The organism is Pseudonocardia lacus, from assembly GCF_018531445.1.
GTDB classification, from domain to species: Bacteria; Actinomycetota; Actinomycetes; order Mycobacteriales; family Pseudonocardiaceae; genus Pseudonocardia; species Pseudonocardia lacus.
In genome coordinates, this window is record NZ_JAHDTH010000227.1 from 1 (window position 1) to 12,672 (window position 12,672).

Below are 12,672 nucleotides of genomic sequence, written 5' to 3' on the forward strand. Positions count from 1 at the left end.
CCGAGGCGGCGCGGCTGCTGGCGCTGCTGCTGCACCGGGCGGGCGCGGTGGGGTGGCGGTTCGAGCACCCCGCGGCCGGGGGTCCGCCGCGCATCGCGTTCCCGGCGGCTGGGCTGGTGGTCGAGCCGCGCGGGTGGGCCGGACCGGCGGGCCCGCGGGCCGTCGGGCCAGGAGTGCGGAAGGTCCTGATGTACACCTGGCACGACCTCGTCGAGCGGCCTAGCATCGTGCTCGCCGAGATCGCGGGAGCCGCAGTCGTCGGGCAGGACGACAACCCGCCGGTGATCTCCGCCACGAGCGGGCGCCCCGGGGGGCCCCTCGGGGAACAAGCGTGCCCGCCGGCGGGCTACCCTTAATCGTGAGCTCACCCGCCTCGACCCTCGCCGCCCCCGCCGACCGCGGGGCCCGCGCGGAGTTGCGCAACGTCGCCATCGTGGCGCACGTCGACCACGGCAAGACCACCCTCGTCGACGCCATGCTGCGCGCATCGGGCGCGTTCGGTGAGCGGGCCGCCGTGGTCGACCGCGTCATGGACTCCGGCGACCTGGAGCGCGAGAAGGGGATCACGATCCTCGCCAAGCACACCGCGATCGACTGGCACGGGATGACGGTCAACGTCGTCGACACCCCCGGCCACGCCGACTTCGGCGGCGAGGTCGAGCGCGGGCTGTCCATGGTCGACGGCGTCGTCCTGCTGGTCGACGCGAGCGAGGGCCCGCTGCCGCAGACCCGGTTCGTGCTGCGCAAGACGCTGGCCGCCGGGCTGCCGGTGGTGCTGGTGGTCAACAAGACCGACCGCCCCGACGCGCGCTGCGAGGAGGTCGTCGACGAGAGCCTGGAGCTGCTGCTCGAACTCGCCGACGAGCTGGAGCTGGACGAGGCGACCACCGCGGGCCTGCTGGAGCTGCCCGTCGTCTACGCCAGCGGGCGTGCCGGGCGCGCCTCGCGCAACCGCCCCGCCGACGGCGAGCTGCCCGACGAGCCCGGCCTGGAGCCGCTGTTCGACGTCATCGCCGAGACGGTGCCGGCCCCGGCCGACGACCCGGACGCCCCGCTGCAGGCCCACGTCACCAACCTCGACGCGACCAGCTTCCTGGGCCGCATCGCGCTGTGCCGGGTGCGCGCCGGGGTGATCCGCCGCGGTCAGCAGGTGGCCTGGTGCACCGCCGACGGCAGGACCACCCGGGTCAAGATCTCCGAGCTGCTGCGCACCGAGGCGCTCACCCGCGTCCCGGCCGAGTCGGCCAGCGCGGGCGACCTGGTCGCCGTGGCCGGCATCGCCGAGGTCACCATCGGCGACACCCTCGCCGACCCGGAGGACCCGCGCCCGCTGCCGCGCATCCACGTCGACGAGCCGGCCATCTCGGTCACCATCGGCATCAACACCTCGCCGCTCGTGGGCCGCGACCCGCACCCGGGCGGCAAGCTCACCGCCCGCCAGGTGAAGAACCGCCTCGACCAGGAGCTGGTCGGCAACGTCTCGCTGCGCGTGCTGCCCACCGAGCGCCCCGACGCCTGGGAGGTGCAGGGCCGCGGCGAGCTGGCGCTGGCCGTGCTGGTGGAGACCATGCGCCGGGAGGGCTTCGAGCTCACCGTGGGCAAGCCCGAGGTCGTCACGAAGATCGTCGACGGCAAGGTCCACGAGCCGTTCGAGAACCTGTCCTGCGACGTGCCCACGGAGCACCTCGGCGCGGTCACCCAACTGGTCGCCGGGCGCAAGGGCGAGCTGGTCCAGATGGTGCACGGCGCCACCCGCGTCCGGATGGACTACCGGGTGCCCAGCCGCGGCCTGATCGGCTTCCGCACCGAGTTCCTCACCGTCACCCGCGGCGCCGGCATCGCCAGCCACGTGCACGACGGCTACGGCCCCTGGCTGGGCGAGATGCGGATGCGCCAGCGCGGGTCGCTGGTCGCCGACCGCTCCGGTCCGGTCACCGCCTACGCCGTCGACCAGCTCTCCGACCGCGGCGTGCTGTTCGTCGGGCCGGGCACCCAGGTCTACAACGGCATGGTGATCGGCGAGTACACCCGCGGCGAGGACCTCGAGGTCAACATCGTGCGCGAGAAGAAGCTGACCAACATGCGGATGTCGACGGGCGACGAGCTGGTCAAGCTCACCCCGCCGACCGTCCTCAACCTGGAGCAGGCGCTGGAGTTCTGCGCGGCCGACGAGTGCGTCGAGGTCACGCCGGAGTCGGTGCGGCTGCGCAAGACCGTGCTCGACTCGCACGCCCGTGCCCGCGCGCGCTCGCGCGCGAAGGCCGCGGTCTGACCGCCACCCCTTCCGTCGAGAACGACGTTGTCGTGATCAACAGGCCCTGTTGATCACGACAACGTCGTTCTCGACGGTCCGTACGGGGGGTGAGCGGGGGCGCCGCACCCGGTGCGAGGATGGCCGTCGCTCGCCGGCGCGCGCCCGGCGACGGGCAGGGGGACAGGTGAGGCGCAGGCGGGCCGGGGTGGTCGTGCTGCTCGCGGGGGTGCTCGCCGGGCTGCTGACGGCCTGCGTCAACGAGCCGGTGCCGCAGCCGTCCGAGCCGGTGCCGACGGCGCAGCCGGACCCGACGAAGCTCGTCGTGGCCGTCGGCGACATCCCGGCCGGGTTCAACCCGCACCTGCTGGCCCACCTGAGCCCGGTGACCACCGCGCTGGCCAACCTCGTGCTGCCCTCGGTGTTCCGCCCGGACGCCGACGGGACCATGCGCATCGACGAGACCATCGCGACGAGCGCCGAGGTGGTCGCCACCGAGCCGTTCACGGTGAGCTACGAGCTCAACCTGGAGGCCTCCTGGTCGGACAACGCGCCGATCGCCGCGGAGGACTTCGTCTACCTGTGGGAGCGGATGCGCGAGGAGCCGGGCGTCGCCGACGACGCCGGCTACCGGCTGATCACCGACGTGCGCTCGCGCGCCGGCGGCAAGGCGGTCGACGTGGTGTTCGCCCACGCCTACCCGGCGTGGAAGGAGCTGTTCGCCGGCCTGCTGCCGGCGCACCTGCTCAAGGACGCACCGGGCTCGTGGGTCGGGGCCACCACCGACGGGCTGCCGGCGTCCGGCGGGCCCTTCCGGATCGGCACGATCGACCGCGACCGCGGGCTGGTCGAGCTGACCCGCAACGACCTGTACTGGGACACCCCGAGCGTGCTGGACGTGCTGGTCCTGCAGCGCCTGGACGACGCCCAGACGGTGGCCGGGCTGGCCTCCGGCGACGTCGACATCGCGCTCGCCGAGGCCGACGCCGGCATCCGGACGGCGCTGGGCGGGCTGCAGCCCGCGCCGCACGTCCAACCGGCGCCGCAGCCGGTGGTCGTGCAGCTGGGGATGCGCAGCGACGGCGGTCCGCTGGCCGATCCGCGCGCCCGCCAGGGCCTCGCCGCGCTCGTCGACCGGGAGGCGATCCGGGCGCAGGCCGCGCCGGACGCGGCGGCGGCCGACGCGTTCGGCCTGGCCCCGTCCGAGCCGGGCTACCAGGCCACGGCCCCGCAGGGGGCGCCGGCCCGGCCCGACCCGGTGGTGGCCGGGCAGCTGCTGGCGCAGGCCGGCTGGTCGCGCGACCTGACCACCGGTCGCTGGGCGGTGGCGGGCGCGCCGGTGCGGCTCGTGCTGGGCGCCGCGGCCGAGCGCCCGGACGACCTGCGGGTCGCCCGATTGGTCGCCGAGCAGCTCGACGCGGCGGGCGTCGACGTCGAGATCGTGGCCCCGGGGGCGGTCGCGCTGTTCGGGCAGGAGGCCGTGCCGGCCACCCCGCCGAGCACGACACCGGTGCCGACGCCGACCGGGGCGCCCGGCGAGCCGTCGGCGGTGCCGACGCCCACCGCGCCGAGCCCGCCGCCGAGCACCGCGACGGCGCCCACCGGGGTCGACCCGACGAGCGCGAACCCGGCCGCGCCCGGCACCGTCGAGCCCGACCTGATGATCGTGCCGCGCACCACGGGCGGCGACCCGGGCACCGAGCTGGCCTCCGACTACGGCTGCCCGCCGCCGTCCAGCGCGGTCCCGTTCCCGCCGCGCTCGCCGACGGGGTTCTGCTTCGCCGCGCTGCAACCCGCCCTGGACGACCTGGTCTCGCCCACGCCGCGGGCCGACGCGGCGCTGGACGTGGAACGGGTGCTCTGGCAGCAGCTGCCGGCGCTGCCGCTCTTCCAACCGGTCACGCTGGTGATCAGCACGCCGGCCGCGGACGCCGCGACCGGAATCGGGCCCGGCCCGCTGCGGACGGGGCCGACCACCGGCGCCCCGGGATGGCGTCCGCCGAACGGGTGATCCACCTCACCCGTTCTCAGTTGTTACCGAGAGGTAGCCCTAGTGTGTCCGGAAGCTTCGCGCCCGGTCACCCTTTGGTCACGATCGAAGGGTCGCCGGTGACGGTGAGGTCAACCGGTTTCTACGGTGCCTTGGTTCGAGGGCGCCCGTCCGTCGACATGGACGGCGTCCCTCGCCGGAGTCAGGGCGTCCGAACAGGACACCCAGTAGAGGAAAGGGTCGGGAGTCGATGAGGAGAACACGGGCGGCGTCACTGGTCGCGGTCACCGCGGTCGCGACGCTGTTGCTCGCCGCGTGCGGTGGTGGCGGCGGCAACGCCGGTGGCGAGGGGGGCGGCGGCGCGGCCGACCAGACCTCCCAGGGCGGGATCCTGGCCGAGTGCGGTGACAACCCCCTGGACTGCAACAGCGTCCCCGCCGACCAGCTGCAGCAGGGCGGGCAGATCACTGTCGCGCTCGAGAAGAACATCGACAACTGGTTCCTGATCAGCTCCGAGGGCAACACCTCGCCGCAGTCGAACGCGATCCACCCGATGTTGCCGTACACCTACAGCACGCTGCCGGACCTGTCGCTGGCGCTGAACGAGGACGTCTTCGTCTCGGGCGAGCAGACCAACACGAACCCGCAGACGATCGAGTTCAAGATCAAGCCGGAGGCCGTCTGGAACGACGGCACGCCGGTCTCCGCCCAGGACTTCATCTACAACTGGAAGTACCAGGACGGCAAGACCTGCCCGAGCTGCCGCCCGGCCACCACGGCCGGCTACGACCAGATCGCCTCGATCGTCGGCTCCGACGGCGACAAGACCGTCACCGTCACGTTCGCCCAGCCGTACACGGACTGGAAGAACCTGTGGAGCGCGGGCTCGCCGATGTACCCGGCGCACATCGCCGCCCAGCAGGGCGACATCAACACCGAGGCCGGCCTGGTGGCCGCCGAGGCGTACTTCGGGACCACGACGCCGACCTACTCGGCCGGTCCGTACCAGGTCGAGAACTGGCAGCCGGAGACCGCGCTGACCACGGTGCCCAACCCGCAGTGGTACGGGGCCGACAAGCCGAAGCTCGACCGGATCGTCTACCGCATCATCACCGATGCCACGCAGGAGCCGATCGCCCTGCAGAACGACGAGGTCCAGGTCATCTTCCCGCAGCCGCAGGTCGACCTGGTCCAGCAGGTGGCCCAGATCCCGGGCGTCTCCCAGCAGCAGTCGCTGGGCCTGTCCTGGGAGCACATCGACTTCAACGCCGACAACCCGGCGCTGACCACGCCGCTGCGCCAGGCGCTGGCCGCGGCCACCCCGGTCCAGGAGATGATCGACAAGACCGTCGGTCAGTTCAACGACGAGGTCACCCCGCTCAAGAGCTCGGTGCTGCTGCCGGGCCTGGACGGCTACCAGGACAACGTCGGTGACACCGGCCTCGGCTCCGGCGACATCGAGAAGGCCAAGAAGATCCTGACCGACGCCGGCTACACCGGCGTGGGCACCGCGCTGGTCGACCCGAACGGCCAGCCCGTCCCGACGATGCGCATGCGCTACACGGTCGGCAACGCGATCCGCCAGACCCAGTCGGAGATCTTCGTGGCCGCGGCCAAGCAGCTGGGCGTCACGTTCGAGATCCAGACCACCGACGACCTCGGCGGCACCCTGGACGCCTACGACTACGACGCCATCGTGTTCGCCTACATCAGCTCGCCGTTCCCGTTCGGCAACGCGCAGCAGGAGTACACGAGCACCTCGGCCAGCAACTACGTCCGGTTCAAGGACCCGGAGGCCGACCGCCTGCTCGCCGAGGCGGCCTCGTCCACCGACCAGGCCGACGCGCTGACCAAGCTCAACGAGGTCGACAAGAAGATCCTGGCCGCCGCGGCCACGATCCCGCTGTACCAGAAGCCGACCTACCTGGCGATCAAGGACAACATCGCGAACGCCCGCGACAACGCCAGCCTGGACAGCCCGACCTACAACATCGCGCAGTGGGGGCTCCGGAACGGCTGATCATCTGATCGGCCGGCCGCCACGCGCCGGGTAATCTCGCAGACCGGGCCGGTCGGTGCCACAAGCACCGACCGGCCCGGGCCCATCGCCTGCAGGGAAGACCTCCATGCTCGCCTTCACGCTCCGCCGGATCGTCGTGTCGATCCCGATCCTGCTCCTCTCGTCGTTCATCGTGTTCGTGCTGGTGAGCACCTCGGGCGACCCGCTGGAGCCGCTCAAGGTGCGCCAACCCCCGGTGCCCCAGCAGACGCTGGACGCCGAGGCCGAGCGCCTCTGGCTGAACGACCCGCTGCTGGCCCGCTACGTCCGCTGGCTGGGCGGGCTGTTCCAGGGCGACTTCGGCCCCTCCGTCATCAGCACGCAGGACATCGGCGACCAGATCGGCACCCGCTTCTTCGTCACCCTGCGGCTCATCGCCCTGGCGATGATCATCGCCCTGGTGCTGGCCGTGATCGTCGGCGTGGTCAGCGCCGTCAAGCAGTACTCGATCACCGACTACACCGCCACGTTCGTCGGCTTCCTGTTCCTGTCGATGCCGGCGTTCTGGCTGGCGATCCTGCTCAAGCAGGCCGGCATCGAGTTCAACCTGGCCGTCGGCGACTCGGTCATCTACACGATCGGCGAGGCCACCCCGAACTTCCAGGGCACGTTCTGGGAACGGGTGGCCGACGTCGCCGGGCACATGGTGCTGCCCACGATCTCGCTCGCGCTGATCTCCTACGCGGCCTGGAGCCGCTACCAGCGCGCCTCGATGCTCGAGGTGATGAACGCCGACTACATCCGGCTGGCCAGGGCGAAGGGCGTGCCCCGGCGCACCGTGATGGTCCGCCACGGCCTGCGCAACGCGCTGATCCCGCTGACCACGGTCACCGCGCTCGACCTCGCCTCCATCATCAGCGGCGCGGTCGTCACCGAGCGGGTGTTCCAGTGGCACGGGATGGGCGAGTTCCTGCTCGACTCGATCGCCACGGCCGACGTGTACGCGACGATGGCCTGGTTGCTGGTCACCGCGGTCGTCGTCATCCTGTTCAACCTGATCGCCGACCTGCTCTACGCCGTCCTCGACCCGAGGATCCGCTATGCCTGAACCGACGACGTCCACCCCGTCGACCGGCGCGTCGACGACCGCGACCAGCACCCCGCCGGCCGGGCAGAAGGTGGCCGGCGCTCCCCCCGAGCGCGAGTTCACCGTCGCCGAGCGCAGCCAGCTCCAGCTGGTGCTCCGGCGGTTCCTGCAGCACCGGCTGGCGGTGGTCAGCTTCGTGGTGCTGATCCTGCTGGTGCTGCTGGCCTACGTCGGCGGCGCGCTGTGGAAGTACAAGTTCGGGGAGTTCACCCCGGACGAGTCCGAGCCGCCGTCATGGGAGCACCCGTTCGGCACCGACTCGGCCGGCAAGGACCAGTTCGCCCAGGTGCTGCGCGGCACCCAGATCTCGCTGCAGATCGCGGTGCTGGTGGCGATCTTCTCGACGGTGATCGGGACGCTGTGGGGCGCGGTGGCCGGCTACTTCGGCGGCATCGTCGACACCGTCATGATGCGGATCGCCGACCTGATCCTCACCCTCCCGCTGATCGCCGTCGCGGCCATGCTGGCCCACAACTTCGGCGGCACCTGGTGGCTGATCTCGCTGGTCATCGCCGGGCTGTACTGGGCCTACGTCTCCCGCGTCGCCCGCGGCGTGGTGCTCTCGCTGCGGGAGAAGGAGTTCATCGAGGCCGCCAAGGCGCTGGGGTCCAGCGACTGGCGGATCATCCTGCGCCACCTCGTGCCCAACGCGCTGGGCTCGATCATCGTCAACGCCACGATCCTGATCTCGGTCGCGATCCTGCTGGAGACCGCGCTGTCCTACCTCGGCTTCGGGGTGTCGGTGCCGGACACCTCGCTCGGCCTGCTGGTCAGCGAGGCGCAGACCGCGCTGTCGACCCGCTCGTGGCTGTTCTACTTCCCGGGGTTGTTCATCATCCTGATCGCGCTGTGCATCAACTTCATCGGAGACGGGCTGCGCGACGCGCTCGACCCGCAGCAGACGAAGGTCCGCCGGTGACCGCCGAGGACGTGCTGTCCGACGGCCGGCCCGAGGGGACCGAGTCCGGGCGGCGCTCCCGCTCGTCGGAGGCGGTGCTGGAGGTCTCCGACCTGACCGTGGGCTTCCCGAGCGACGACGGGCTGGTGCAGGCCGTCCGCGGGGTCGACTACACGCTGCGCGGCGGCGAGGTCCTGGGCATCGTCGGCGAGTCCGGGTCGGGCAAGTCGGTGACCTCGCTGGCCGTGATGGGCCTGCTGCCGCGGACGGCGAAGGTGTCCGGTTCGGTGAGGTTCCGCGGCCGCGAGCTGATCGGGATGAGCGACGCGGAGCTCAACCAGGTCCGCGGCCGCGACATCTCGATGATCTTCCAGGACCCGATGACCTCGCTGAACCCGGTCTACTCGGTCGGGTACCAGATCGCCGAGGCGGTCCGGGCCCACCACGACGTGTCCAAGGCCGCCGCCCTCGACCGGGCCACCGACCTGCTCGACCTGGTGCGCATCCCGAACGCGAAGCAGCGGCTCTCGGCGTACCCGCACGAGCTGTCCGGCGGGATGCGGCAGCGGGTGGTCATCGCCATCGCGATGGCCAACGACCCGGACGTGATCATCGCCGACGAGCCGACCACGGCGCTCGACGTCACGGTGCAGGCCCAGATCATGGACTCGCTGGAGGCGGCCCAGGTCGAGACCGGCGCGGCCATGGTGCTGATCACCCACGACCTCGGCGTCATCGCCGGCCAGGCCGACCGCGTCCTGGTCATGTACGCCGGCAAGCCGGTGGAGATCGGCACCGCGGAGGACGTCTTCTACACGCCGCGGATGCCCTACACGTTCGGCCTGCTGGGCAGCCTGCCCCGGCTCGACCGGCCCAGCGAGCGGCTGACCCCGATCCCCGGCTCGCCGCCGTCGGTGGTGAACATGCCGCCGGGCTGCCCGTTCACCCCGCGCTGCCCGTTGGCCGTCCCGCTGTGCGACGAGCGCGAGCCCGAGCTGGAGCCCACCACCGACGCCGAGCACCTGGCCGCGTGCCACCGCTCCGACGAGCTGATCGGCAAGACCCCCGGCGACGTGTTCGTCACCGAGGTCGCCGACGCCGAGGCGCTGGCGCACTTCGTCGAAGAGAGCGAGGAACTCGCGTGAGCGAGCTTGCGAGCGAACCATCGACACAGCAGCGCTCGCGCGAAGTGCCGACCGAGCGCAGCGAGGGAGTGCGGTGAGCGCGCCCGCAGTCGAGAAGGGCGACGGGAGCGCGCCCGCGCGCGAGCCGATCCTGAGCGCCCGCAACCTGGTCAAGCATTTCCCGGTGCGCTCCTCCGGGCTGATCCGCCGGCAGGTCGGCGACATCCACGCGGTCTGCGACGTGTCGTTCGACCTGCTGGAGGGCGAGACGCTGGGGCTGGTCGGCGAGTCCGGCTGCGGCAAGTCGACCACCGCCCGGCTGGTGCTCAACCTCATCAAGCGCACCTCGGGCGAGGTGTTCTACGGCGGTCGTGACGTCTCGGCGCTGTCCCCGAAGCAGATGCGGACGCTGCGCCGCGACCTGCAGATCGTCTTCCAGGACCCGTACGCCTCGCTGGACCCGCGCATGCCGGTCAACGAGATCGTGGCCGAGCCGCTGCGCATCCACGACATGTTCGACAAGGGCGGCCGCGAGCTGGTGCGCGACCTGCTGCGCACGGTCGGGCTCAAGCCCGAGCACGGCAACCGGTTCCCGCACGAGTTCTCCGGCGGCCAGCGCCAGCGCATCGGCGTGGCCAGGGCACTGGCGCTGCGGCCCAAGGTGCTGGTGCTCGACGAGCCGGTGTCCGCGCTGGACGTCTCCATCCAGGCGGGTGTGCTCAACCTGCTCGACGAGCTGCAGACCGAGCTGGGCCTGTCGTACCTGTTCGTATCGCACGACCTGTCCGTCGTGCGGCACACGGCCGACCGCATCGCGGTGATGTACCTGGGCCGCATCGTGGAGACCGGCCCGGCGGCCGCCCTGTTCGAGCGGCCGGGGCACCCGTACACGCAGGCCCTGATCTCGGCGATCCCGCTGCCCGACCCGCGCAAGGAGCGGGCCCGCGAGCGGATCACCGTGGTCGGCGACCTGCCCAGCCCGGCCGACCCGCCCAGCGGCTGCCGGTTCCGCACGCGCTGCCCGAAGTTCGCCGCCGAGCTGGGCGAGGGCGAGCGCAAGCGCTGCGTGGAGGACAACCCGCAGCTGGTCGACCGCGGTCAGGGGCACCCCGTCGCCTGCCACTACGCCGAGCAGAAGGTGCTGATCTGACGGTCGTAGAGTTGCCCGCGTGACCGGTGCCCCGACCGCCCCTGGGCGCAGGCTGCTGCTCGTGCACGCCCACCCGGACGACGAGACGCTGGCCACCGGCGGCACGATCGCCCGCTACGCCGCGGCGCCGGACACCTCGGTCACCCTGGTCACCTGCACGCTGGGGGAGCAGGGCGAGGTGATCCCGCCCGGGCTGGCGATGCTGGAGGCCGGGCAGGCCGACCAGCTGGGCGGCTACCGGATCGGCGAGCTGGCCGGCGCGTGCGCCGCCCTCGGCCCGGTCGAGCACCGCTTCCTGGGCGGGGTAGGCCGCTGGCGCGACTCCGGCATGGCCCTGGCCGGCCACGGCGTGCGCGCCGCGACGCCCGAGGTGCTGCACCCGCGCGCGCTGGCCCGGCCGGAGGCCTTCGACGCCCAGGTCGAGGCGCTCGCCGCGGTGCTGGCGGAGGTGCGCCCGCAGGTCGTGGTCACCTACCCGGCCGACGGCGGCTACGGCCACCCCGACCACGTCCGCGCGCACGAGATCACCGTGGCCGCGGTGGCGGCCGCGGGGCGGCCGGCGCGGCTGGCGTTCACCGGCGTCTCCCGCTCGGCGCTGGCCGCCGGGCTGGAGCGGATCTCGCGGCTGCCGGGGCTGCCGTTCCGGCTGCCCGTGGCCGACGACCTGCCCACCGTGGCCGACGACGCCGTCACCGCCCGCATCGACGTGACCGACCAGCGCGCGGCCCGGGTCGCCGCGCTGCGCGCGCACGCCACCCAGGTCGAGGTCTGGGCGCCCGCCCCGCCCGACGACGGCGCCGTGGTCTGGGCGCTCAGCAACGGCATCGCCCAACCGCTGCTCGACGCGGAGGAGTTCACCGTGCCCGACGCCGCCCCGGGCGTGCTCGACGACCTGTTCGACGGGGCCCCGGCATGACCGGCAAGGGGCGTGGCATCCCGACGCCGTCCGCCGCCGCGTTGGAGGGCGGGCTGCTCGGGCTGCTGCTGCTCGACGCGATCCTGCTGGCCGGCCTGGGACTGGTGTTCACGCCGTTCCACGTCGACGCGGTACCGGTGCCGGTCGGCGCGTTCCTGGTGGTCGTCGTGCTGCCGTGGCTGGTGCTGCGGGCCGCCGACATCGACCCCCGGCCGTCGGTGGCCGGCGCGCCGCTGTGGGCCTGGCTGCTGACCACGGTGGTGCTGGGCCTGTGGGGACCCGGTGGCGACGCCATCCTCCCGATGGGCACCACCACCGTGTGGATGTCGCTGGTGCTGGTCGGCGGCGGCCTGCTCGCCGGGGTCGTGGCGCTGCGGCGGCACGCCGCGCGGCCGGTGGCACCCCCACCGCCGCCCGGCTCCGGCCCGGCGCTGTCCAAGGCCGGTCAGGACGGCGGCACCAGGTAGCGGTACCGGTGGTGCTCCACGAAGCCGAGCCGGTCGTAGAGGCCCCTCGCCCCCTCGTTGTGCAGCGCCACCTGGAGCACCCCCCAGCGCGCCCCGTGGGCCAGGCCCCAGCCGGCCGCCGCGCCCATCAGCGTCGTGGCGAGCCCCTTGCGGCGCTCGGCCGCCACCACGTCCAGCACCGACAGGTGCAGGTGGTCGTCGACGACAGTGGCCCGCAGCCGCCCGACCGGCTCCCCGCCGGACCCGCGGGCCAGCAGGAACGCCGTGCGCGGTGAACCGCCCGGGTCGAGCACGTGCCGCTGCGCCGGGCCCGGGTCGCCGTCCCCGCCGACGCCCCACCACTGCGCCGGCGGACGCTCGGGCAGGTCGACGTCCCGGTCGTCCGGACGGGGCAGCGAGGCCAGGTCCGCGACCATCACCGACACCTCGGCGCCTGCCCGGTGCCCGCTGTCGAGCACCCAGCCCTCCCGGGCCACCGCCCCGTCCCACGGCGAGCCGACCGGCGCCTGCACGCGGGCCGGGATGGCGTGCTCGGCGGCGAACCCCCGCAGCACGTCGAGCGCGGCCGCGACCGGCATCCCCGGGTCGCCGACGGTCAGCGCCGAGTTCGCCCGGCCGGTGTAGCCGCCCGCGGCCCGCAGCCGCCAGCCGCCGAGCCGCCGCTCCACCACGGCCGGCCAGGCGTCGGCGCACAGCTCCTCCAGCCGGGTCACCGCGGCCAGCGGCGCCC

The 12,672-nt window shown here is 73.0% G+C and carries 11 protein-coding genes; 10 read left to right on the forward strand and 1 reads right to left on the reverse strand.

Features of this window, described 5'->3' with window-relative positions:
* The 10 genes from KIK08_RS32810 to KIK08_RS32855 form a co-directional block, all read left to right on the forward strand.
* A partial coding sequence (locus KIK08_RS32810; RefSeq protein WP_214407203.1) for a hypothetical protein occupies positions 1-356 on the forward strand: 356 nt, incomplete at its 5' end.
* Between the two features lie 2 nt (positions 357-358).
* Positions 359-2,272, forward strand: coding sequence for a translational GTPase TypA (typA, locus tag KIK08_RS32815; protein ID WP_214407204.1), 1,914 nt, complete (start codon positions 359-361; stop codon positions 2,270-2,272).
* A 166-nt stretch (positions 2,273-2,438) separates the two neighbouring features.
* Complete coding sequence (locus tag KIK08_RS32820; protein ID WP_214407205.1) at positions 2,439-4,262, forward strand: ABC transporter substrate-binding protein; 1,824 nt, start codon at positions 2,439-2,441, stop codon at positions 4,260-4,262.
* Positions 4,263-4,491: 229 nt separating this feature from the next.
* Positions 4,492-6,261, forward strand: coding sequence for an ABC transporter family substrate-binding protein (locus KIK08_RS32825; protein ID WP_214407206.1), 1,770 nt, complete (start codon positions 4,492-4,494; stop codon positions 6,259-6,261).
* 106 nt (positions 6,262-6,367) lie between these two features.
* Positions 6,368-7,348 (forward strand): ABC transporter permease, encoded by a 981-nt coding sequence (locus tag KIK08_RS32830; protein WP_214407207.1) that lies wholly within the window; start codon positions 6,368-6,370, stop codon positions 7,346-7,348.
* A complete protein-coding gene (locus tag KIK08_RS32835; protein ID WP_214407208.1) occupies positions 7,341-8,306 on the forward strand; it encodes an ABC transporter permease in 966 nt (321 codons plus the stop codon). The genes KIK08_RS32830 and KIK08_RS32835 overlap by 8 nt, the downstream gene beginning before the upstream one ends.
* A gap of 74 nt (positions 8,307-8,380) precedes the next feature.
* A complete protein-coding gene (locus KIK08_RS32840) occupies positions 8,381-9,430 on the forward strand; it encodes an ABC transporter ATP-binding protein (RefSeq protein ID WP_408004767.1) in 1,050 nt (349 codons plus the stop codon).
* A 73-nt stretch (positions 9,431-9,503) separates the two neighbouring features.
* Positions 9,504-10,559: an ABC transporter ATP-binding protein gene (locus KIK08_RS32845; protein ID WP_214407210.1), complete on the forward strand. Its 1,056-nt coding sequence runs from the start codon at positions 9,504-9,506 to the stop codon at positions 10,557-10,559.
* A 19-nt stretch (positions 10,560-10,578) separates the two neighbouring features.
* Complete coding sequence (gene mshB / locus KIK08_RS32850) at positions 10,579-11,475, forward strand: N-acetyl-1-D-myo-inositol-2-amino-2-deoxy-alpha-D-glucopyranoside deacetylase (RefSeq protein ID WP_308258038.1); 897 nt, start codon at positions 10,579-10,581, stop codon at positions 11,473-11,475.
* Positions 11,472-11,942 carry a hypothetical protein gene (locus KIK08_RS32855; protein ID WP_214407211.1) on the forward strand — a complete coding sequence of 157 codons (471 nt, stop codon included), beginning with the start codon at positions 11,472-11,474 and terminating at the stop codon, positions 11,940-11,942. The genes mshB and KIK08_RS32855 overlap by 4 nt, the downstream gene beginning before the upstream one ends.
* On the opposite strand, the gene KIK08_RS32860 is transcribed toward KIK08_RS32855, so the two are convergent.
* Positions 11,921-12,672 (reverse strand): GNAT family N-acetyltransferase (locus KIK08_RS32860; protein WP_214407212.1); only part of this gene is annotated, 752 nt, incomplete at its 5' end. The genes KIK08_RS32855 and KIK08_RS32860 overlap by 22 nt on opposite strands.

What these genes read in the sequence shown, in the direction of transcription:
- KIK08_RS32825 (WP_214407206.1), top strand. Translation starts at nt 4,492, where the DNA reads ATGAGGAGAACACGGGCGGCGTCACTGGTCGCGGTCACCGCGGTCGCG.
- KIK08_RS32830 (WP_214407207.1), top strand. Translation starts at nt 6,368, where the DNA reads ATGCTCGCCTTCACGCTCCGCCGGATCGTCGTGTCGATCCCGATCCTG.
- KIK08_RS32835 (WP_214407208.1), top strand. Translation starts at nt 7,341, where the DNA reads ATGCCTGAACCGACGACGTCCACCCCGTCGACCGGCGCGTCGACGACC.
- KIK08_RS32855 (WP_214407211.1), top strand. Translation starts at nt 11,472, where the DNA reads ATGACCGGCAAGGGGCGTGGCATCCCGACGCCGTCCGCCGCCGCGTTG.